This is a genomic window from Ruegeria sp. AP7, from assembly GCF_056539905.1.
In genome coordinates this window covers 84,745-108,054 of the sequence record NZ_JBQFVT010000001.1, presented here as the reverse complement: position 1 = coordinate 108,054, position 23,310 = coordinate 84,745, and the positions used below count along the sequence as shown (strand labels likewise).

Annotated in this window: 19 protein-coding genes; all 19 read right to left on the bottom strand. The window is 56.4% G+C overall.

The genetic code is table 11. The features are described 5' to 3' along the window. Positions 1–3: 3 nt before the first annotated feature. Positions 4–972 carry a sugar-binding transcriptional regulator gene (locus ACR0KN_RS00490; RefSeq protein ID WP_480650609.1) on the bottom strand — a complete coding sequence of 323 codons (969 nt, stop codon included), beginning with the start codon at positions 970–972 and terminating at the stop codon, positions 4–6. Further along, a complete protein-coding gene (locus tag ACR0KN_RS00485; RefSeq protein ID WP_480650607.1) occupies positions 969–1,991 on the bottom strand; it encodes an ABC transporter permease in 1,023 nt (340 codons plus the stop codon). The genes ACR0KN_RS00490 and ACR0KN_RS00485 overlap by 4 nt, the downstream gene beginning before the upstream one ends. Beyond that, positions 1,988–3,019 (bottom strand): ABC transporter permease, encoded by a 1,032-nt coding sequence (locus ACR0KN_RS00480; protein WP_480650605.1) that lies wholly within the window; start codon positions 3,017–3,019, stop codon positions 1,988–1,990. The genes ACR0KN_RS00485 and ACR0KN_RS00480 overlap by 4 nt, the downstream gene beginning before the upstream one ends. Further along, positions 3,016–4,536 (bottom strand): sugar ABC transporter ATP-binding protein, encoded by a 1,521-nt coding sequence (locus tag ACR0KN_RS00475; protein WP_480650603.1) that lies wholly within the window; start codon positions 4,534–4,536, stop codon positions 3,016–3,018. The genes ACR0KN_RS00480 and ACR0KN_RS00475 overlap by 4 nt, the downstream gene beginning before the upstream one ends. Positions 4,537–4,680: 144 nt before the next feature. Next, a complete protein-coding gene (locus tag ACR0KN_RS00470) occupies positions 4,681–5,697 on the bottom strand; it encodes a substrate-binding domain-containing protein (protein WP_170538855.1) in 1,017 nt (338 codons plus the stop codon). Between the two features lie 355 nt (positions 5,698–6,052). Further along, a complete protein-coding gene (locus tag ACR0KN_RS00465) occupies positions 6,053–6,337 on the bottom strand; it encodes a putative quinol monooxygenase (protein WP_170468986.1) in 285 nt (94 codons plus the stop codon). A gap of 3 nt (positions 6,338–6,340) precedes the next feature. Next, positions 6,341–7,954 carry a GMC family oxidoreductase gene (locus tag ACR0KN_RS00460; protein ID WP_480650600.1) on the bottom strand — a complete coding sequence of 538 codons (1,614 nt, stop codon included), beginning with the start codon at positions 7,952–7,954 and terminating at the stop codon, positions 6,341–6,343. Between the two features lie 19 nt (positions 7,955–7,973). After that, entirely contained in the window at positions 7,974–8,984 is a 1,011-nt protein-coding gene (locus ACR0KN_RS00455) for a zinc-binding alcohol dehydrogenase family protein (protein ID WP_480650598.1), read from the bottom strand. A gap of 4 nt (positions 8,985–8,988) precedes the next feature. Further along, positions 8,989–10,530, bottom strand: a complete 1,542-nt coding sequence (locus ACR0KN_RS00450; RefSeq protein WP_480650596.1) for an FGGY-family carbohydrate kinase — start codon at positions 10,528–10,530, stop codon at positions 8,989–8,991. Next, the gene (locus ACR0KN_RS00445) at positions 10,493–11,335 is read right to left on the bottom strand and encodes a class I fructose-bisphosphate aldolase (RefSeq protein ID WP_480650594.1); all 843 of its coding nucleotides are present in this window, start codon (positions 11,333–11,335) and stop codon (positions 10,493–10,495) included. The genes ACR0KN_RS00450 and ACR0KN_RS00445 overlap by 38 nt, the downstream gene beginning before the upstream one ends. Further along, positions 11,326–13,047: a glycerol-3-phosphate dehydrogenase/oxidase gene (locus ACR0KN_RS00440; RefSeq protein ID WP_480650592.1), complete on the bottom strand. Its 1,722-nt coding sequence runs from the start codon at positions 13,045–13,047 to the stop codon at positions 11,326–11,328. Before ACR0KN_RS00440 ends, ACR0KN_RS00445 begins: the two co-directional genes overlap by 10 nt. A gap of 30 nt (positions 13,048–13,077) precedes the next feature. Then, positions 13,078–14,073, bottom strand: coding sequence for an aldo/keto reductase (locus tag ACR0KN_RS00435; RefSeq protein WP_480650590.1), 996 nt, complete (start codon positions 14,071–14,073; stop codon positions 13,078–13,080). Beyond that, positions 14,063–15,043 (bottom strand): sugar-binding transcriptional regulator, encoded by a 981-nt coding sequence (locus tag ACR0KN_RS00430; protein ID WP_170770213.1) that lies wholly within the window; start codon positions 15,041–15,043, stop codon positions 14,063–14,065. The genes ACR0KN_RS00435 and ACR0KN_RS00430 overlap by 11 nt, the downstream gene beginning before the upstream one ends. Beyond that, positions 15,043–16,038, bottom strand: a complete 996-nt coding sequence (locus tag ACR0KN_RS00425; RefSeq protein WP_170538835.1) for an ABC transporter permease — start codon at positions 16,036–16,038, stop codon at positions 15,043–15,045. The genes ACR0KN_RS00430 and ACR0KN_RS00425 overlap by 1 nt, the downstream gene beginning before the upstream one ends. Before the next feature lie 14 nt (positions 16,039–16,052). Continuing rightward, positions 16,053–17,567 (bottom strand): sugar ABC transporter ATP-binding protein, encoded by a 1,515-nt coding sequence (locus ACR0KN_RS00420; protein ID WP_480650588.1) that lies wholly within the window; start codon positions 17,565–17,567, stop codon positions 16,053–16,055. A gap of 90 nt (positions 17,568–17,657) precedes the next feature. Continuing rightward, the gene (locus tag ACR0KN_RS00415; RefSeq protein WP_480650586.1) at positions 17,658–18,674 is read right to left on the bottom strand and encodes a substrate-binding domain-containing protein; all 1,017 of its coding nucleotides are present in this window, start codon (positions 18,672–18,674) and stop codon (positions 17,658–17,660) included. A 166-nt stretch (positions 18,675–18,840) separates the two neighbouring features. After that, positions 18,841–19,209 (bottom strand): Arm DNA-binding domain-containing protein, encoded by a 369-nt coding sequence (locus tag ACR0KN_RS00410; RefSeq protein ID WP_480650584.1) that lies wholly within the window; start codon positions 19,207–19,209, stop codon positions 18,841–18,843. A gap of 636 nt (positions 19,210–19,845) precedes the next feature. Continuing rightward, on the bottom strand, positions 19,846–21,378 hold the full coding sequence (locus ACR0KN_RS00405) for a phospholipase D family protein (protein WP_480650582.1): 1,533 nt from the start codon (positions 21,376–21,378) through the stop codon (positions 19,846–19,848). Positions 21,379–21,798: 420 nt separating this feature from the next. After that, a complete protein-coding gene (locus ACR0KN_RS00400; protein ID WP_480650580.1) occupies positions 21,799–23,094 on the bottom strand; it encodes an adenylate/guanylate cyclase domain-containing protein in 1,296 nt (431 codons plus the stop codon). Between the last annotated feature and the right edge of the window lie 216 nt (positions 23,095–23,310).

The following is a 23,310-nucleotide window of genomic DNA, read 5'->3' as shown; positions in this document are numbered from 1 at the left end:
ATGCTATCTATTTTTCACACTATCCAATGCTGATTGGGCCGTTACCTCATCAACCACCAACGTGTTAATATGTTGGCCATTTAATGCAGCTAAGATCGGTTCGACTTTCTCTTTACCGCTCGCTACGCCAATTCGTATCGGAACCAACTTGGCGTCTAAAAGCGGTAGGCTGACAAGTCTGGAGTTAAGCGCACTACTGCACAACTCTCCTTCACAATCGACCAGATGCCCGAGCAGCTCAGCCCTAACTCCGCTGTTGTACAGCTTTACCCGTTCCTCGTCAGACAACGGATGAGCTTTGTAGTAGGTCGCGTCCTCATCGGTTACTGCACCCAGCCCCAACAACGAGACATTTGCGTTCCGTGCCTGATTGAGCACATCGCTGACCGCACGGACCGACAGGAGCATGTCGCGCTCTTCCTTGGTATCTGCGTGCAATGGAATGTGGATAAGAGTTGCCGTACCGCCAAGCCCGTCTGCAATGCGCGTTGCCAGATGGTTTACGTCTGTATAGTGCTGTCCCTGAACACCGCCCGTCATTGGTATGACAATGTTCGACGTAGCTCCTTGAGGTTGGAGGTGATTGGCAACAACGCTCAGGGCTTTGCCTCCCGAAATTGCGATGACATCGTCCTCTTTCACGATGTCCTGAAGATGCTGAGCTGCCGCCTTACCGACCAAATCCAGCGTGGTACCCGCATTCTCGGTGACGGTATCGACCACAAGAAACTCAACACCGGACCATCGCTGTTTCAGTTGGTTTTCCAGGTTGAACAATCGCTGAAACGGGCTGTGAATACGAAATTCGACCATACCCATTTCGCGGCCCTGTTTGATAAGCCGGTTAACCTTTGCAGTCGACAACTTTAGATTTTTTGCGATCTCGGCTTGCAGTTGACCTTCTTGAAAATGCAGGGTCAGGACACGTGCGATCAGGCGCAGGGTTTTTGGGTCAGGTCCGCTTGCGTTCAACTTTCACTGTCCTTTCTGCTCACCAAATGGTTCGACGCCGCTGCCAGCAACAACGCGGTGCCCACTACAAGAGTTTGGAAATAGGCGGGCACCAGTGTCAACATTCCGACGGTTAGGGACATAATTATCAGAGCCCCGATAAAGGACTTCAGAACACGCCCTTCACCGCCACTGAAGGCAGTACCACCCAACAGAACTACAAGTATAGCGGTTAACTCCATACCGTCACCTGACAATGGATCGCCCAGCGACATAAAACTGGACCGAGCGATCCCAGCCAGTGCAGCGCAGATGCCAACCAGCACGTAAAGGATGATCACGGTCCGCGCTGTATCGATGCCCGACAATTTCGCCGCCATTGGATTGCCCCCAGTCGCTGCCGCGTATTTCCCCAACTTCATCCGATCCTGCGCGACAATCATTGCGATCGTGACCAAAATGGCGACCCAGAATGCCCAAGGCAGACCAAAAAATACGCCATCGCGACCATAGTCGTTAAACCAACCCGGCATTTTCAACCCTCCGCCGGATTTGATGGCCGAAACGCCATCTTCGACCAACAATAGTGCGATACCTTTATAGAGACTCAGTGTGATCAGCGTGGCGATCACCGGCGTAATCTTTAATCGGATCACAAGAAAGCCGTTGATCGCACCCAACAGAACGCCGGCCAAAACTGTTGCCAGAAAGGCAGGCACAAAGGGTACACCGTTGATGGCCAACAGGGCATAGACCACCGCGCTAAGGCTCATGGCGCTACCTACGGAAAGGTCAATATAGCCCGAGATCATCAGCAGCGTGAACGCCCCTGCAAGCGTCAGGATCGGGGCCGAAACGCGCAGGATGTTGATGATATTGCGCTCACTCAGGAAGTTGCCGCGCTCGAACAGCGGGAACTTGTCCAGATTGGCGGTGCTGAGCACTACGACCACAAGGATCAGGACCAAATAGATGTAGTAGTCTTTCAGGAACCGTTTTAGCCGGTCACCGGAATTTGGGGATTGGGTCAAATCGGTCATCCCGCATGCCTCCGGGCCAGGGCCCATGTCTGGGCCATGATCGCGATGAACACGGCGATGGCTTTTAGAGTGAATTGCCAGTCTGGCGACAGCACCAACCCAGTGGCCGCCGAGGTCACTGTCGCAAGAATGATCGCGCCAAAGAACATTCCGATGACAGAGCCGAACCCGCCCGCGATTGCAACACCGCCCAGCAATGAGATCACCAGCGCGTCAAACTCCATCAATGTGCCGCGGTTCGAGAACCCGGATTTGAACTCGGACGCGAGCAGGATACCCACCCCCCCAGCCATCACTGCGCTGAACAGGTATAGCTTGACCACATGCCGCGCATTGTCGACCCCTGACAGGCGCGAGGCGACGGGGTTGGCGCCGATCAGATAAGTTAGCCGCCCGAAGACGGTCTTGCGTTCGACAAACACCGCCACAAGGATCAGGGTCGCCATTAGCACCACCGGCAGTTTGATCGAGGTGCCGAACATGGTCATGTTCCCCAATGTCCCGAAATCCGCCGGCAGGTTGGTGTTGCGTTGCGAACCTTGCGTGACCACCTGAGCGATCCCGCGCGCCAGCATCATCGTGCCCAGCGTGACAATGATCGACGGCACCCGCAGCGCGACCACAAAGGCGGCGTTGACGGCTCCGATCGACATCGCGCCGATCAGCGCGCAGACCATTGCCAGCCACGTGGGCATTCCCCAGCCCGAAGACAGCGTGTTGGCCCCATCCGTCGCCTGCGCGAACCACACAGCCAGCACGCCGGACAGCGCCACGATACCTCCGACCGACAGGTCGAAATTGCCCGAGACCAGCAGGAACGTGACCCCAACGCCCAGCGAGATCACCGCCCAGTTGTTTGTCACCAGATTCACAACATTCTGAAACTGAAAGAAATTCGGCACCAGAATGGACGCCAGCAGGAACAACGCCACAGCGGCCCCGGCCACCAGAGACGTGATGAACATCTCATCGCTCAGCCTGTTGTCCTGTTTGGCCAGCCTGCGGCCTGCAACTGCCTGATCGGTCATTTGTTTTCACCGCCCCCGCCGGTTACAACATTCAGGATATGCTGAATGTCGACCTCTGTCCCGTTCTTGATTTCAGCCTGGATGCGCCCGTCGTACATCAGGAATACCCGGTCGCAGATACCCAGCACCTCTTCGAGTTCGGATGAAAAGATGCAGATCGCGCGGCCATTGTTGGCCAGATCGCGGATCAGGTCGTAGATTTCGGATTTCGCGCCCACATCGACGCCGCGTGTGGGTTCGTCGAGCAACAGCATATCCGCATCTGCAAACAGGCATTTCGACAGGACTACCTTTTGCTGGTTCCCGCCCGAGAGTTTCTCGGCATATTTCTCAATCGAATTCGTTGCGATCCCCAGCTTGCCGACATATTCGCGGGCGACTTCTCTCTCACGCTCATCCTGAAAAACGCCGAAACTGGCCAGTTTACGGATCTTCATGATCGGAATGTTGCGCCGGATCGTGAGTTCGGTGAACAGACCCTGCGTACGCCGCTCCTCGGGCACCAGAGCGATGCCTGCGGCGATAGCCTCCTTGGGAGAAGCCGCACGTTTGCGGCCCTTGAAATCGATCCGCCCGTCGGCTTTGTCGGCCCCATAGATGGCGCGCGCAACCTCGGTCTTACCTGCGCCGACCAGACCGTAAAAGCCGACGATCTCACCCCCTTTCACGTGAAAAGACACGTCTTTCAGCAGGTGGTTGGTCAGCCCCTTGACCGTTAGCACCGGTTTACCCGCGATCTCACCACGCGGTTCATATTCATGGGTAATCGCACGGCCGACCATCATCTCGATTAACTCTGGGCGACCATTCACGTCTGCCAGAGGTTTTGTAGCGATGTGCTTGCCATCGCGCAGGACGGTAACGTTATCGCCCAGCTCAAAAATCTCATCCAATTTATGCGAGATATAGATGACCGTCACATCCGAGTCCCGCAGACGGCGGATGACCCCAAAAAGCCGTTCTACCTCGCGCTCCGACAGGGCAGCGGTGGGTTCATCCATAATGATAATATTAGCCCCGGAAGAGGCCGCGCGGGCAATCTCGACAATCTGTTTCTGCGCCACACTCAGCGATGAAACACGTGCTTTGGGGTCAATCGTCGGTTCTATCGCGGCAAGGGTTTCGACGACACGATCTTCAAGGTTGGACTTGACCAAAAAGCCAAACCGGCTGGCCTCCATCCCCAAGGTCAGGTTCTCAAGAACGGTCAGCTGATCGACCACATGCAGTTCCTGAAACAGCGTCCCCACACCGCTTTCGCGGGCGTCCTGCGTGCTGTTCGGCTCAAAACTCTGACCCAGAATGGCCATCGAACCGCTGGTCGGGGCCAGCGCGCCGGTCAGCATCTTTACAATGGTCGATTTTCCGGCCCCGTTCTCGCCGACAAGGCAATGCACGGTGTTGCGTTCAATGTCGAAAGACACGGTATCCACAGCCCGCACGCCAGGATAGTCCTTGGTCAACTCTCTGACAGATAGTGCTTTTTCCTGCGCGTTTTCGGCAAAAGCATTCTGCACGATCATCCCCTTTTTGCCCGCGCCGTTCCAGAAGGCGCAAAATGGCCGCGCCTTGATGTCAGCTTATCCAAGTTTGATTGTTTTGCCACCAACACCGGGACCCATACGCAGATCCCGATGTTGGACGAATGACAGATCAGCCGGTCAGCTGCCGAACTGATCTTTCAACCACTGTTCGGCCTCTTCTTTCGGCATCGACCAGTAGGACACGGTGTAGGCCTTGTAGAAGAATTCTTCAGCAGTGTCCGAGGTTGGCTGAACCTTACCATCAAGCACATCCATGATCAGGTCAATGCGGCCTTGTGCGGTTTCAACCGGCGGCAGACCCATCGAGACTTTGAGGCTGGAATTCGGGTCATAGACCTGGTCGAACTCGACCGAGTCAAAGTCGACGCTCGCCACGATTTCGGTCAGAGGCTTTCCGTTGTCGAACTTACCGCGCCCTAGTTGCGCCAGACCGGCCATTGTGCCAACGGTCAAGTTAGAGGCCTCGGAGTAAATCAAGTTTACTTCGGGCCGCTGCGTCAGCAGGTCCACGATGATCTGTTTCGCAGCTTCCTGACCCTTGCTCGAATCCAGCGCACCCAGATTTTCCGCATCCGGGTCAACCGACAGTACTCCTTCGGCAAAAGGCGCGGTCCGGCCCGAATTCACCTCGGTATGGTTCGGCCAACCCAACTGCACCATCACGATGGGCTTGTCGGGATGCGCCTCTTTCCAAGCTTTCGCCATCTGCGCGCCCATTTCGAAAGACACCGCCGCCTCGTCACTGCGCGCGGTCGGGATGCCGGTATCGGTAATTGGGCTGAAGAACGAGGTCATCACGACATCATCGGCCAGCGCGTCTTCAACGCCGGGCGTCGCGGCCTCGGCATCCCAAATATGCAATGTGGCGGCATCGAAACCACCCGCAACAACCTGATCGACATTCTGGGTCATCACGGCAGAATCCGCCTGCCCGTCAAACACCACAACCTCGGCCCCGTATTTTTCCTTGGCATAGCGCTCTGCTTCAGCCGCCTGAGACTGGTGAAACACGTTCGACAAGTCAGACACAAAGAACGCGATCCGCTTGCCATCCTCGGCAAATGCCCCTGCCCCACCTACAAACGTCAGTGTCGTTGCCAGCAGGCCCGCCTTTAGTACATTCCTCCGCTGCATATTTCTCTCTTCCCTTTTGTTTTCTCCAGAGTGCGGTCGATCCGGAGCGGTGCGCTACGGAGCCGCGATCCCAGCCAGCACCTCTCCTCAGGAACCGAGACTGAAATTTATTGCAGTAAGTGTTATTATTATCATTTCCTCTTACTGAGTCAACTTTCTTGACGACTCTTCAATGAAAAAAATTGACGTTCAAGATCAGCCCAATAATCCCACAATACACTGATAATAATAGATATTTTATCCAAGTGAACTCAAACACTCGGCAAACGAACGGACACTCTGAAATCCGGTTGGAAAAAGAGAGAAAAACCTTTCTGAAACTCTGCAAAAATCGAAAAAACGAATCCCGCAGCGCTTAAAGCTTCGCCAACTTTTGAACGGAAATTTGGGCCTTTCCGTTTACGGCCTCCTTGAACCGGACCATGTGTGACATGCGCCCGTGATTGATGATCGCCTGAGCGCCAGACCAAATCTCGTGGATTAGAAACTCTGACCTTCGGTTGGGTGAAACGAACACATCATAGCCTTTGTTGCCTGCCTCCTCACGGCTGGCAAATGCCAATTCCTCGATGGCGGCTCGCACTAAATCTGACTGACCGTCTTCCGGAATGATGCGTGCGATGATTACAATCTCGTTCATATTTCAAGCTCTCTTGCGGATCATATCCGCCGCTTTTTCAGCGATCATCACAACAGGTGAGGCCGTATTGCCCGAGACAATCTTGGGCATGATCGACGCATCAACCACACGCAATCCATCAAGCCCAAGCACCCGAAGGTCTGTTCCCACCACGGCTGAGGCATCCGAGCCCATCTTGCAGGTGCCGACGGGGTGGAAAATCGTGGTGGCGATATCCCCCACGCCTTTCACCAAATCCTCCTCGGATTCCATCGCCGGACCCGGCAGGATTTCTTCGGGCTGATAGGGTTCTAGCGCCTTTGCCGTCATGATCATCCGCGCCTGTCGCACGGATTTCGCGGCGACCTGCTTGTCATTGTCGGTCGACAGGTAGTTCAGGCGAATATGGGGCTGAACCTTGGTCTCCGCCCCCTTAATATGGCAGGTTCCGATGCTTTCAGGGCGCAGATTGCAGACAGAGACGGTGATGGCCGGGAAAGGATGCAGCGGGTCGCCCAGTTTGTCCGTCGACAGGGGCTGTACGTGATATTCCAGATCGGGCGTGGCCAGATCAGGATTCGATTTTGTGAACATTCCGAACTGACTGGGGGCCATCGACATGGGCCCTGATTTCGTCAACCCGTACTGCAGTGCGATCTTGGCCTTGCCAACCAACGAGTTCGCCATAGTGTTCAACGTCTTTGCGTTTTGGACCTTGAAAACTGTTCGGATCTGCAGATGGTCTTGCAGGTTCTCACCGACGCCAGGGCTTTCGTGGTGCAAAGCGATGCCATGTTCGGCCAGCACATCGCCGCGTCCCACACCCGACAGTTCCAAAATCTTGGGTGAGTTGATTGTCCCAGCCGCCAGCAAAACCTCGGCACCGGCAAAAGCATCATACCGTGTGCCCTTACGAACATAACGCACGCCCGTAACCTGTTTGCCGTCAAATAGCAGAGTTTCGGTTTCCGCGTGGGTCAACACCCGCAGATTTGGACGTTTCATCGCCGGTCGCAGGAAGCCTTTGGCCGTGTTCCAGCGCACACCGTTTTGCTGGTTGACTTCAAAAAACCCTGTACCCTCGTTGCTGCCGTCGTTGAAATCCGCGCGCGGCAGGATGCCGAATTCCTTGGACCCTTCCTGGACCGCTTTCAGGATGTCCCATTGAAGCCGCTGCTTTGAAACCTTCCATTCGCCTCCGCTACTGTGCATGGCGCTGTCACCGGCGTGGTGGTCCTCGGACTTCAGGAAATAGGGTAACACGTCATCCCAACCCCAGCCCATATTCCCCAGCTGCCGCCAGTGATCGTAATCCGCCGCCTGCCCGCGCATGTAGATCATGCCGTTGACCGAGGTGCATCCGCCCAGAACCTTGCCCCTTGGATACACCAGAGAGCGCCCATTCAGCCCCGGCTCAGGCGCGGTTTTCATCATCCAGTCCGTGCGCGGATTGCCAATGCAATAGAGGTAGCCCACCGGAATATGAACCCAGTGGTAGTTGTCGGATCCGCCGGCCTCAAGCAGCAGGACCCGCGTCTTGGGATCCTCGGTCAGGCGATTAGCCAGAACACAACCCGCCGTGCCCGCGCCAACAATGACATAGTCGTAATCCCCTTCAAGTTTCCGCGCGTCTGTCATGAATTCCTGGTCTTTCTGGTTAGTACGCGACGACAAGCTTGCCGATCATGCGACCGGTTTCAATGATCGCATGTGCCTTTTTTAATGTAGCCGCAGACAAGCCGTGCAGTGTTTTCTGCTCGGTCGTGCGGATGATCCCGTCATCGACCAGGCGGGCAACCCGGTCCAATATCTGCCCCTGCCGCGCCATATCCTCGGTACCGAACAGAGATCGGGTGAACATCAATTCCCACATCAGCGCAGCAGACTTTCCTTGCAGGGCTGAAATGTCCAGCTTATCAGGGGTCTCGACGATGGTGCCAATCCGGCCCTGCGGCGCGATCAACTCGCACATGGCGTCCCAATGCTGCGCCGTGTCGGCATATTGAGTGATATAGCTTACGGTTTCGTGTCCCGCCGCCCGTACCTCGGCAATCAGATCGCGGTGGTTGACCACCTGATGCGCGCCCATATCCCGGCACCAGTCTTCCGTTTCCTGGCGCGAGGCGGTTGCGATCAGATGCAGACCGGTCAGCTTGCGCGCCAGTTGCATGGTGATCGATCCGACCCCTCCGGCCCCGCCAATAACCAACAGACTGGAAGGCGCCTCGTTTGTCGGCACTTGCAGCCGGTCAAACAGCATCTCCCACGCGGTCAGCGAGACCAGGGGCAATGACGCCGCTGCAGCCGGGCTGACCGAGGACGGCGCCTGTGACGCAATCCGATGATCGACCGCCTGAAACGCAGCATAGGATCCGGCGCGATTGGCGTCGCCTGCATACCAAACCCGGTCGCCCTTGGTGAAACCCGTAACATCTGGCCCCAAGTCGCGCACAATGCCGACAGCGTCATATCCAAGAATGAACGGCTCCGCATGGTCCTGCTCCGCTGCGGTGCGGATGCGGCGTTTGGCATCTGCAGGGTTGACCGAGATCGCCTCAATCTCCACCAGAAGATCGTTGGGCAGCATCTCCGGTTCGGGTAGGTCCACATCCAACAGGCTGTCCTGTGCTTCAATTGGCAGTGACTTCAAAAAACCCACAGCTTTCATTTGCTTACCTTTCGATTGCTGTCTGAGCGGAGTCCCAAAACCCGCGCATCGCTTTGATCAGCGCGAGATACTGCGTATACCGGGCATCGTAGTGCGCTTGCATTTCGGTGTCCGGCTGGAACTCGGACTTGCGGCGGGTCATTTGGGTGATGGCCTCTTCGTACGATCCGTAGGTGCCTGTGGCGACCGAAACCCCGATGGCCGCACCCAAGGCTCCGGTTTCCTGCGCTTCGGCCACGTAAATCGGAACGCCGAGGCAATCGGCGAACATCTGCGGCCAGACCGGGCTGCGCGATCCGCCGCCGGACAACACCGCCCGATCGAAACTGACCTCTGCGGATTTCAGAACTTCAATGTGTCGGCGATGCTCGAAAAGCACGCCTTCGAACAAGGCCCGCAGCATATGACCTTCGCCATGCCAGCCGGCAACACCATAGAACCCGCCCCGGAATGACGCCCCCTGCCCCGAGCCATAGAGGAACGGATGAAAAAACGGATCATCCGCTGCGGGCGTGACCTCGGCCACTTTGACATTGCAATATCCGAACGGGTCATCGTGATGCGCACCGCGTTCGACAAATTCACGCACATACCATTCTAGATTAGCCGCCGAGGTGGCGCTGGCCTCGATATTCACGAAGCGATCTGGTCCGAAGCCCGAGACCATGAACAGATCGTCATTAACCGCCGGCGTATCCGAGAAAACCTGATTGATGCTCCACGTCCCTGCGATGATCGAGGCCTCTCCGGAGCGGACAACGCCTGACCCCATTGCGCTGGAAACTACGTCGAAATAGCCGCCGATCACAGGCGTACCTGCGGTCAGACCGGTTGCGTTCGCGGCCTCGGCGCTGACGGTTCCGGCAATCTCCGCCGGGTCGATCAGGCGCGGCAGCATATCGCGCGCATCGCCAAGGCCGTAGAGCGCCAGCAACCCGTCATCATAGGTACAATCCGGCATTTGCGTCAGGCCACAACCGGACATGTCTGAGATCTCACTGACCCGTTCACCCGTCAGTTTGTAGGTGATGAAATCCTTGCACAGCATGACCGTGCCGGTTTGCGCATAGACATCGGGCCGGTGGCGTTTGATCCAGGCCAGTAAGACTGGCGTCTGGGACGGCCACGGTTTTTGCAGGCACAGCGCATGCAGCGCTTCGCCTGCGGCTTCGGACAGTTCCTCGGCCAATCCGGCGGCGCGGGCATCCAGAGACTGGATGCCCACCAAAGGTTTGCCCGCCTTGTCCAGCAGATAAAGCCCGTTGCCATGGCCCGCGCAGCCCACACCGATGATCTGATCGGGCGCAACTCCGGCCTTTCCGATGCATCCGGCGATCACCTGCCGGGCATTGGACCATAGCTCATTCAGGTCGCGTTCCACATGCCCAGGCTGAGGGGTCGAGGATTGACCGTCGAGCGCCTGCATCGCCACGGGGCGGCCCTGCAGATCGAAGAGCACGGCCTTGATGACCGTATTCCCCGCATCCAGCCCCAGAATATACCCGTCCTTAGCCACGGTTATAGATATCCCACGCTTCTTCGCCACTGGCGCCATTGTGGATCATCGCCATCAGCGCCGCCACAACCGCCTTAGGGTTGTCGTGCTGATAGATATTGCGGCCATAAACCATCCCCTGCGCGCCTTGTGCCATAAGGGCCGCGGACTTCATTAGCACGTTCTTGAGATCTTCCTTGCCACCGCCACGGACCAGAACCGGCACGCGCGCAGCCTCGATCACGCGATGAAAGTCCTCGGGGTTTTCCGTGGGGTCGGCCTTGATGATGTCCGCCCCCATTTCCGAGGCCAGTCGCACCAGCGTCACGATCTTTTCGGCATTGCCATCCACCTGATAACCGCCACGCACATCATTGGGCAGCATGACCAGAGGTTCGATCATCAGCGGCATGCCATATTTGTGGCAGGCCGCGCGCACCTTGCTGATGTTTTCGACGCACTGACGGAACAGCTCGGGCTCATCTGGCAGCATGAACAGGTTCACGACTACGGCGGCCGCATCCATCTCAAGCGCGCCGATGATCGGCTCGTCGGCGTTTTGCAGCATCGACCACATGACCCGGTGGCGCAGATCGTTATAGGGGTTGCCCATGTCGATCCGCATCACCAGCGCGGGCTTGTCCTTTTCGGGCCGCGATTGCAGCAGATCCGCCTGACCATAGGCACACTGGATCGCGTCCGGCTTGGCCCCTATCAGCGTGTCCATGACACTGGCCATATCCTCAAGCCCAACCATGAAGCTGGGCTCATTACAGACCCCGTGGTCAATCGCCACGTCCAAACAGCCCCCATTGGTAAACATCCGGTTCATCCGGGCCTTGGTGCTTACACGCATTCTGTTCTCCGTTTCTTGTTTCGTGCGGCCAGAGCCTCGGCGGTTACGCCATAGAACTCGGACAATTCGTTAATAAGTGCTTGTTTTTGATCGTTGGTTTCTTGCGGGCTAAGGCCGCGCTCATGGGCAAAGACATCGGCAAGCTGTGCCAGAAGCGCGTTCGAGATTTGCCCCGTGATAGCCAACGCGGTCCGACGCAGTACGATGTCGGACAGGGTCTCGACATATTCGGTGCGCATCAGCCAGATGATTTCGGCGCGTGTATAGAAGCATCCTTGCGTGAGCGGTGCGTCCTGAACCGACTGGCAGAACTGCGCCACGTCATCCGCCTGTGTCCCATAGTGCTCCATCAGGTGATGCGCGCGCTCGGGTGCGATGCGAAAATCCGCAACCAGACGGGATTTCAAGCTCTCACGATCATCAGGGAATTGCGCACCGCCGCCAATGGGCAGCCCAAGGGTCGAGGCCCGGCGTGCGTGCTCCAACTCAGCCATCACCTCATCTGCGGTTTGTTCACCAAAGGCGCGGAACGTGGTCCATTTGCCGCCGACCATGCAGAATTGCGGCACATCCCCGTCCAGCCGCCGCGTATCATGCCCGCGCGAGATGCGCCCGGTGAAATCCTGATCACTGCGCGGCAGCGGGCGGATGCCGCTATAGCTAAACACCACCTGATCAAGCGTGATCTCGACCCCCGGAAACACCAGGCGCAGCGAACCCAGGATATAGTCCAACTCGTCGGGCTCACACCGCACCCGTTCGGCCTTGTCAACGCGGATATCGGTCGATCCGGCCAGGACCTTGCCTTGATAGGGGAACACGATGCACACCCGGCCGTCGGTGTTTTCAAAATATACCATGTGCCCACCAAGCGCCTGCAGCAGCGCTGGGTTGTCGATGATCAGGTGCGATCCCTTGGTGCCCGAGACCATTCGTTCATTGACCCGGCCACCTAGCCCATTGACCGTGTCATCAAGCCACGCTCCGGTGGCGTTGACGATCACTTTCGGCATCACTGGCCCAGTGGCACCGCTGCGCCGGTCTGTGACGGAATAGCTGTCGCCATCCCGCGTCATTTCCGCATAGTTCAGCGCGATGCAGTCCGAGGCCTCGGCCGCGACATCGCGGATCATCTCAACGCACAGCCGCTCAGGATGGGTGATCTGGGCATCATAATACACCGCCGAGCGTGTGGCCCTTGGGGTCAAAGCGGGCCAGTCCTTGCGGGTCTGGCCGGCGCTGTTGAAATGATGCCTGGGCAGGATGCGCCGCTTGCGCGTTACCCAATCATAAAGCGACAGGCCCAGTTTGATCGGCACTGCGCCCCGGCTCGAAGGCTTGCCCTGCCAGCCAACAAAGCTGGCCGCTGCGTTGAACATACCCGAAAACACCGAGGTGATTGGAATGACCGTCGGCAAGGGCCGCACCATATGCGGTGCGTTCTGAAGTAGGGCATCGCGTTCCTGCAGGGATTCCCGCACCAGATCGAACTCACCATTCTCCAGATAACGAAGCCCTCCATGGATCATCCGCGAGGGCGCAGCACTGCAGCCCGAGGCAAAGTCATTCCGTTCAACCAGAAGCACCCGAAGGCCCTGCAGGGCCAGCTCGCGGTAGACCCCAATGCCGTTGACCCCCCCGCCGACAACCACCACGTCAAACGCGGCGTTTTTGCGCAGATTTGCCAGGTTTTGTTGTCGTTGTTCTGACATGGTGGTCCTGTTTCTCGCGGGGTTCAGGGCTTAGCTGTCCAGATCGCTCAGATGCGCGTGGGCCTGGGTGTCGATTTCGGCAATCTCGGCCTCGGTCAGACGCAGTTGACCGGCCTTTGCATTCTCGACCGCCTGCGCCGCATCGCGCGCACCGCATAGCGAGAAGGTGATACCCGGCTGCTGCACCGTCCACGCGATGACCGCCTGCGCCAGCGTCGCGCCATGCGCTTCGGCAATGGGTGCGATGGTCAGCATCAGATCCGCTACTTTCTGCCGGTTCGACATGGAGAAACGTGGATTGTCCTTACGCTGATCGTCGCCCGTAAACTCTCGATCCGGCCCGATCTTGCCGCTGAGCAGGCCCAAGGCCAGCGAGGAGTAACTGAGAACCGACACGCCATTCTCACGACATACGGGCAGCAGCGTGCCTTCGATGTCGCGTTTGACCATCGAATATTCTTCCTGAATCGCATCCAGCTGACCGGCGGCCACATAAGCTTTGACCTCGTCTGCCGAGGTGTTGCTGGCCCCTATGGACCGGATCTTGCCCTGCTGTTTCAGGGTCTCCAGTGCCTCCATCGTCTCAGCGATGGGGGTGGTCGGGTCCTGCCAGTGGGTGATGTAGTGGTCGATATAGTCGGTGCCCAGTCGGGTCAGGCTTTGTTCGACCTCGTAGATAATCGCGTCCTTGCCCAGATAGCGATGCACCGGCTTGCCGTCATAGTCGAAGAAATGGTTGCCCTTTTGCGTGTGCCAAACCAGCCCGCATTTGGTGGCCAGCACCACCTTGTCGCGGCGGCCTTTCAGCGCTTTACCCAAAATATCCTCGGCCACGCCCTGCCCATAGGCAGGCGCCGTGTCGATGAGTGTCACGCCCGCATCGACCGAGGCCTGAATGGCGGCGATGGATTTGGCCTCATCCGTGCCGCCCCACATCCAGCCACCGATGGCCCATGTGCCCAGCCCGATGACCGAGGCTTCGATCCCGGATGCTCCGATTTCGCGAGTCAGCATCTCATGCGACATCTCGTGTTCCTTCCATTTCCTGTATGACTGCAGTCGCTGTATCTTCGTCCAGGATCAGCGAATTGAGAAACTTTCCGTTCAGCACCGCCTTGATCGGCAATACTTTTTGTGCCCCCGCACTAACACCGATCACTCGTGTGCATGGGGTCAGATCGGTCGGCGCAACCGAGACCAACCGCGAATTCAGCGCATAATTCGACACAGATCCGTCGATATGGATCAGATGAGCAAGGAACTCTCCGATCACGCCCATGCCCATCAGCATCTTGCGGTCTGCCTCGGGCACTGGATGCAAGTCGTAGTAGCTGGAACCTTCGGGCTCGATGGACCCGACACCCACCAGCGCCACATTGGCGCGACGGGCGAGGTCCAGCACTTCGCGGATCGTGGACACCTGTTCCAGCATATCGCGCTGATCGCGGCTTTCGGCAAACAGAGGCGCGTGAAGCAACATGGTTTTGCCGCCCAATCGGTCGGCCATCAGCGTCGCAAGATGGTTCACGTCCGTATAATACTTGCCCTGAATGCCGCCGGTCAGCGGCACTACGGTAACGTCAAAATCACGCTCGGCCTCCAACGCCTCGACCGTGGCACTGACCGCCTTGCCGCCAGTGATCGCGATGACATCGCCATCCCGCAGCGTCTCAATCAGATGGTTTGCGGCGGCACGGCCAACTTGCTGTAGGGTTGTTTCGGTACTGCCCGCGACCGAGGGGGTCACGATTGCCTCCGACAGTGTGGTCGAACGGGTCAGACCCCGTTCGATATCCATCAGCGTCTCGAACGGGCTCTCGATGTCGATCTTGACCATGCCCATCTTGCGGCCCTGAGTGATCAGGCGATTGACCTTGGAATTCGACAGGTTCAGGTCGCGCGCGATATCGGCCTGTTTCTTGCCCTCAAGGTAATGCAGGACCAGGACGGTGTGGATCTGCCGGATCAGTTCAAAGTCTTTCTTCTTGTCGACCATCACCCGCGCCTTTTGTTGAGGTAATGGTCGATGGTCACCGCCGCCAGCAGGATCGAACCGCGGATGATGTCCTGCCAATAGACTGACACATCTAACAGCGCCAATGAACTGGAGACCAATGACAGCAAGATCACGCCAAGGATCGCGCCAAGGATCGACCCCGATCCACCGTTCAGGCTGGCCCCGCCGATTACGGCGGCGGCGATGATGGTCAGTTCCAGCCCCAGCCCGAATGTGGGTTGCGCCGAGCCAAATCGAGCCATGTAGATGATGCCTGCGATACCGCACAGCGTCGAACACAGGGTGGTGGTCAGGAAGATCACCTTTTTGGTGCGAATGCCGGAATAGGCGGCGGCTTTCTCGTTGCTGCCGGTGTAGAACACTTTGCGGAACATGGTCGTCCGGCGCAGCATGAAGTCGAAGGCGATTACGAAGACTAGAAAGATCACGATCACGATCGGGATCGGGCCGATGGTGCCCTGCCCGATGAATTTGAACTCGGGCGGCAGGGTATAAAGGCCCAGTGGTCGCCCTCCGGTGAATAGCAGGCAAGCGCCCCGCGCGATCACCATGATCGCGAGCGACACGATGAAATGGTGCAGCCCTACCTTGGTCACGAAGAACCCCATAAAAGCTCCGATCCCCGTACACAGCGCAATCGCCATGGCCGAGGCGACCCAAGGGTCAATTCCGCTGAGGAACAGCCACCCCGCGATCACCATCGCCAGTGCCGTCACTGACCCCACCGACAGATCGATCCCGCCCGAAATCAGCAGGATCGTCATCCCAATCACCAGCAGGCCATCGACGGCAAATGCCATCGACATGGCGCGCATATTGGCCCAGGTCAGAAAATAGGGCGAAGCAAAGGACATAATCAGGAACAGCGCCAGAATGATGACGATCAGCCCGGTCTCGCGCATCCGAAACAAGCGTTTCAGCAGAGGCGTGTTGTCGGTTGCACCCGCTTGGGCCAGATTTACGGTGTTGTCCATATTCTTCTCTCCGCTCATGCAATCGAGGCCTGCGCGTCCATGACCGAGGCCAGGTGCATGATGTTTTCTTCTGTCATCTCATCGTCCGTGACCTGCCCGCTGATGCGTCCTTCGCGCACCACCAGCACCCGGTCGCAGACACCGATCAGTTCGGGCAATTCGGATGAGATCACCACGATCCCCACGCCATCATTGGCCAGATCGCGCAGGATGCGGTGAATCTCGGATTTCGCGCCCACATCAACCCCACGGGTCGGTTCATCCAAAAAGATCAGGCGCGGGTTGACCGAGAGCATCTTGGCCAGCGCCACCTTTTGCTGATTTCCCCCCGACAGAGATGAAACCGGATCACTCAACGACCCGCACTTGAGGTTCAGCTTGCGCCCCAACGCCTCGGCCTGCGCTTCCTCGGAATCCGACTGGATCAAACCGATCCCGTTGGCCACCTGTTCCAGCTTCAGCGCCGAAACGTTGGCGGCAATCGGCAGGTCCAGGAACACCCCATCCCCTTTGCGATCCTCGGACAGGTACACCATCCCCTTGGCGATACTGTCCTGGTAATTGCGCAGCTTCAGCTCTTCACCGTTCAGCCAGATTTGTCCGGTCACCTCGCCCTCAAGCTGGCAGATGCCCTTGACGATCTCGCTGCGACCAGCGCCGATCAGACCCGCAATACCCAGAATTTCACCCTTATTCAGCGTGAATGACACATCACGAAACCGCGTCGCTTCGGTCAGGCTGCGCACGTCAAGGATGACCTGATCTGAGGGCACCTCCTGTTTGTCGGGGTAGAGATTATCGATCACCCGCCCGACCATCGCGTTGACCACATCGCTGGGCTGAACATCGGCCACATTGTTCGTGACGATATGCTGACCGTCCCGGAACACCGACACCCGGTCGCAATTGTCGAATATCTCGACCATACGGTGCGAAATATAGATGATCGAGATCCCCTGATCCGCCAGATTGCGCATGATCCCAAAAAGGGTCTGAGCCTCGGTTTCCGTGAGTGCGGCTGTAGGTTCATCCAGGATCAGAATGCGGCAATCAAGCGTCAAGGCCTTTGCAATCTCAACCAGTTGCTGGTTCGAGATCGAGAGGTTTTTCACCAGAACCGATGGGTCGATATCGCTGAGCTGGCGAAACACATCCACGGCGTCACGTTCCAGTTTGCAATAATCCATCAGCCAGGACCGGCTGACATTGGTCTTGGCCATGAAGATATTCTCGGCCACCGACACATCCGGACACAGGGCGATTTCCTGATGAACGAAACCGATACCCAGTTGCTGCGCCATCGTTGGTGACGAGATTTTGACTGCTTTGCCGTTCAGAACGATCTGCCCGCTGTCCGGCTGCAAAATCCCGTCGATCACGTTCATCAGGGTCGACTTGCCTGCACCGTTTTCGCCTGCAATCGCGTGGATTTCTCCCTTGCGGAGTTCAAAATCGATCCCTCGCAGCGCCTTGACCGGGCCAAAGGACTTGCTGAGGTTCGATATCTGAAGGATCACGTCATCTTGCATGGCAGCACCTTCTGGGGTGTCTCTTATTTGTCGCTGGAACCGCCCGTGAAAATCGGAACTGCACGGGCGGCTCACTGGGGAGTTACCCGATCAGGCCGGATCGCGGCCTTCCATGTAGACGTTCAGATCAAAGCTGTCGGCATTGTCTTTGGTGATGACCGCAAAGCCATTGTCCATGAACGGGATCTGAACCGGGTTGAAGCCGCTGGTTCTCCAGTCATTGAACGGATCGAATACACCCGACCGGTTGGCCAGATGCACTGCCATGAAGCCCATGAAGCCTTGCACGCCCTGGTTGGGGTTCAGAGACATGTGGATGTTGCCCGCGCGAATATGCTCCAAGGTCGTGGGCGTCACGTCCGCATGCATAATCAAGATATCCGAATTGGCTTCCAGCTTGGCTGCAACCGCACCTTCCGCCGAGCCGGCTTCGGGGATCCAGATCGCCGCCACATTCGGGTTGGCCTGAATGATCGAAGCCGTCGCACGATAGGCCGCATTGCTGTCCTGGTTCGTGGCCTGACGACCGACCAGCTTCATGTTTGGATAGTTCGCCTCCATATACGCGATTAGAGCCGTCACGCGCAGGTCATGGTTCGACTGGCCCGGGTTCTCAAGAACCGCATATTCGGCGCTGTCACCCACTTGTTTAACAATCTCTTCGGCAGCGAACTTCGCTTCGGCATGGTTGTCCGACGTGATATAGCCAGTACGCTTGGAATTCGGGCTGTCGGCGGCGAATGTCACAATCTCAGTGCCGCCGTCGATGGCGCGATTGATTGGCTCAATGAAAGGATCGGATTGCATCGGATGCAGCAAAACACCCGCTGGCGACTTTACCAGATCCTGCTCGAACGAAGCGATCTGCTTGGTGATGTCATAGTCAGGCGTTCCTGAGAACACAGTATCGCAACCAAACGCATCGGCCGCTTGCTTGAAGCCCTGATAGACCGGAACCCAATAAGGGTGGCCCGAAACCATGACGTTCATAACATAAGTCTCGCCGGGTTCACACATGATGCCTTCGGCCTGCGTCGACTCGGCAGTGATTCCAGCAACTGCCAATACGGCGGATGCGAAGAATGTGTTTAATCCACTGTACTTCATAGATTTCCTCCCTGCAGAAAGCTCTTGCTGTTGAGGTGCCTTGTTCCTCCCCACCTGAATCGCAAGATATTTCATTAGTTGATGTTTATTGCACTTCCATTTTTAAGGTCGCCGCGAAGGAGGCGTCAAACACTTTCGGTATAAATTTTGTAATTTGAAATTTATTTCATACACGAAATTTGATGTGCATATGATTGGTTCCCGTTTCAACGAGAACGGGCCGATACCCAGAAGAAATCTTGATTTCGATTTGGGTGACCTCGCTGAACCTAAGCCACGAGTTTAGTTGGTCTTGTCTTGCTTCAGGTCCGACAGCCCGGCCGAGACGTGCGACTTCTTTGTAGATGAAAGATTTGTCGAACGACTTTTGAGGTTCCGAGTTTGCGTCGAGCCCCCTGACACCAGCACCCTCCCATTGCCGACCGTTGTGCCTGTAGCGAAAGACCCAGGATCGCCCGCCGGTGCCGGTTATCTGCAATGCAAGCCCGGCCACGCCGCCCACTGCGTGTACGCCGGGGCGTGTCAGCCGTTTCACTTCGAGAGATCCGAGCTCTCTGGCACGTTTTGGCAATACTTGCGCCCTCTGTTCGATCAGGGAATCGAACTCGACCCGGGGATTCCAACCCCATTCCTACCCGCCCAAACGGATGCAACCCATGGCTATTTCATGCGACGAAATGGAACAAGTAAAATCGACCAGGCCATTGAAATTAAAACGAAATGATACGAATCGCGACAGCGGTTCTCAAGTGGCACTCGCCTCCACTACTTTTCAATGGGTTAGAAGCATTGGCAATTCCTGCCCCAGCGCTTTTTACAATCCATTTTACAATTCCGTACACGCTTTGCTCTCCTTGGCCTCAATTAAAAGCGTCAAAACGTCATCAGTTTCACCCGGCGAAACCTGCGCGTAGCGCTCAATCATTGCCGCAGAAGTGCGCAGAGACCACCCAATACATCCGGCGATCTGAGAAAGCGATAAACCTGCCCGTAAAAGCCCCGTGGCTGTCGTACCACGGGCGTCGTAAATGCGCTGAAAGCGGAGTTTGCAAATTCTGGCTAGCGGACAAACCAAACGACCGGCTGGAAAGGATCAACAGACATTTTCGCCCCAAGGCTGCCGTTTTGTAGGCCTGAGTTCTCTGGTAGCACGAGCTATCTGTTAAAAAACCTAAAGCTGGGACCCAATTGGCAAAATACTTAGAAAACCAGCAACTAAGTGATCCCAAGCAGATCCCGTCGGCTCGGATTGGTGTTCAATTACAGTGCCATCATCGCCTCTTGTCGTCCATTTAAGCTGACCAGCTTTTTCGAGCGTTACGTTATATGTGTATGCGGGTAGCGCGTCGTCCAAGGCATCCATGGTCTGTGTCGCCAATGCTGGCGAGTCAATCAGAATTCCCATCTCGGTGTTGATGTTAACAGATCGGGGATCCCAGTTGAACGACCCTACGAACAAGTATCGGTCATCAACTGCAAACGCCTTGGAATGTAGACCTGACCTCGATTGCGCCCAATTGATACCGCGGCGTTGGACCTTATCGGCGTCCGGTCGCAGCTCATATAGTTCTACTCCACCGCGTAGAAGTGCACGGCGTTTCTTGGCGTAGTGCGCGTAGACGGGTGCGACGTCATTAGATGCAAGTGAATTGGTTACAACCTTTACGTCGACGCCGCGGCTTTCCAATTCGGTCAACCATTTCACACCGTTGTTGCGCGGCACGAAATATGCAGAGACGATGTTCACCTCACTGCTGGCATTCTCAAAGTACGGAAGCAATTGAGATGCCAGAACGGGACCTGAGTTCTCGAGACCGGCGGCTTTTGACGGCGGATCAGCATAAAGCTTCGCAGGCAGCCAATCCAGTGACAGGGCTCCATCTGCGAAGTTCTCTTGTGCTGACTTTCTGAGAGCCGCGCCATACTGCGTTTGCTTCGCTTCATCGACCAGTTCGTTCAACCTGACTCGCGCATCACCAAGGTCAAATTCCTGAGGTTCTCCAACAACCGCCCGAGCTGGTACGGCGAATTCGCTGTTCCAGTAAGAGTCAAAGCTTCGCGACACCTCGCGAACAACCGGGCCTGCGGCCAGAACATCCAGATCAGCATAGTTCATTTCTTCCCGTGCGAGAAAATACTCGGCGCCGATGTTTCTCCCACCCACAATCGTGAACACGTTGTCTGCTGTCATTGACTTGTTGTGCATTCTGCGATTGATGCGTTTGAAGTCCGTCAGCCCCGCGATCAACAGGCTTTGATCTCGCCAAAATGGATTGAACAACCTGATCTCAATATTTTTGTGATTGTCCAACGCGGCTGTCATCGCGTCATAACTGGACGTATCCATGTCATCCAGTAGCAATCGGATGCGAACACCCCGATCTGCCGCCTGCAAAAGACTGGCTGCAAAAAGGTGGCCCGTTGGGTCGTTGTGCAGAAGGTAGTATTGCGCGTCTATCGTTTGCTCAGCCGCAGCCGCTAACAGCAAACGTGAAACAAGCGCTTCTTCGCCATCACTAATCAGCTTGACCCCCGACCGACCGTCTTTGGGATCGCCAAGCCGGTTGGCTGCCTGACTAAGAGCTGTGCGCGAGTTTGCCGGAAGTGAGGCCGATACCGTCTTTTCATAAGTGCGAGTTTTTGGCGCGCAAGCGACAAGGGTCAGCGTGCACAAAATACAGACCACTAGCTGCCATCGTGTCATCAGTTTCCTCCATCCCCGTATCCTAGATGACTACGCCTAGACGGGTGATTGCAAGTTTGTTCTGTGAAGCATTTGTGCAAGGTTCGACTGGACTAGAAGCAACCGTCAATGTAGCCGTCTGTCAGGGTGCATTGCTTTGAAAAGTCGGAAATGCAAAGTTCGTTTTTGAATGTCTGCATTGGGCTGCGATCTTCCGAATGCAACTGCAGCATGCCTTAAACTTCACGTGGCTGGTCTTGGGCTCAGAGCGGTCATGACATATTCAGTAGGACATTGACCCGGTTCCAACGACCCCAAAACCTGCTCTGCGGACGAAGCCGCCGTTATGAAACCTAATCTCTGGTGATGGGTTTTGTGGATGCACGGCGCGGAGATCCAATCATCATTAATAGAACCATGGCGTTAGATGATACGCGGTCTTCAATGAGTAAGTCCGAATATCTTTTCGGGCTTCTGCATCCCCTTCAAGATATGTGAACCAAACTCGACCGTATCTTTACCTAGCAGTTCCGCGACAGACTCAGACATCAGGACATCCTGACCAAGGGGTTTACACAGTCCCTCAACCCGGCTGGCAATGTTCACGGCCTCCCCGATCACGGTAAAATCCAGCCGTCTCGCAGAACCGATGTTGCCAAAGAACACCTCGCCGACATGCAATCCAATGCCGGTTCTTAGTGGACGCCAGTCTTCGTTTTTGGCCATCGTCGCGTTTAATGTGGCGAGGTCACTTTGCGCCTGGCCTGCTGCAGACACTGCAGCCCGCGCTGCCATGTTCACGTTTTGAAAGTCCGACAGCGGGAAAATGGCCAACATCCCATCGCCAATGAACTTCAATACGTCGCCGCCGTTGATAATCACGGCCTCTGCAAGTACTGAGAAGTAACGATTAAGCACGTCTGCGACCGTCTCGTTTTCGGCACTCTCCGAAAGGCTAGAGAAATCCCGTAAATCCGAACTCCAGACGATTGCTTGAATGGGCAAACCTGCGCCCCTTTTGATCGTACCGTTAACCACTCTCTGGCCTGCTTCGCGGCCCAAATAGGTGAGCGAGATGTTCTCTGCAATTCGGCTGGCGATGTGGCGCTCAACGTGTAGCGCGAAGATATCGAACAGCCGCATGAGCGTGCTCCACTGCCCTTCATTAAAACCTCCCGGTTCCCGGGTCGAAAATGTTGCGGCATTGTACTTCTGACCCCGAGCAGACAGTGGCAGAGCGACATATTCCGAGAAACCATCTTCCGCGAGCTCGGTCATGAGTGGGCTGCGCGCATCTTCCATCTCGCCGGAAAGCATTACGCGTACTAACTCGCCATACTCCACAACCCTGTATATCGGATTGTCTCGGTACGCGGCTGAAGTCAGCGTCTCTTCACCGACTTGAATCTCGTCGCAAATGCCGTCTTGCATGTTCCAGGTCCAACCATAGCGGCGGATCTGTGGATGCAGAGTACCGGCAACTACAGTAAACCTATCAACACCAAAGCCACTTTGGGCCAACTGACCCGCAAACTCAGCTACAAGAGCGTGGGCGCTCGCGGTCTTGCTTGCCTCACCCAAAAGCCAGGTTTCGACATCCGCCGGAGTTATCAACTTCTCAAGATCTAGCTCGAACCGTTGCCTTTGAACTAAACGAACTCCTGGAGCATATTTTCGAGGATAGTGATCCTCGCTATGTGGGGGCTGTGCTTGTTGGTAACCTGCGCCTTCTGACATTGGTATACCTTTCTTCAGACTGCCGGTTTATTGATTGTGAGAGCCGCATCCGTAAGCCGAATGTCGGCTCAGGAGGTTAAGCTACTGCAATAGCAAGATCATCTCAATTCTAGCAATAACCGCTTTCGGGACCGGGTAGGAATGCGACCTGCTGCGTCGCCGCAAGCCCGCTTCGAGCCCAAAGCGGTCGCGCTTTCTTGATGGGACCTCTTTGCT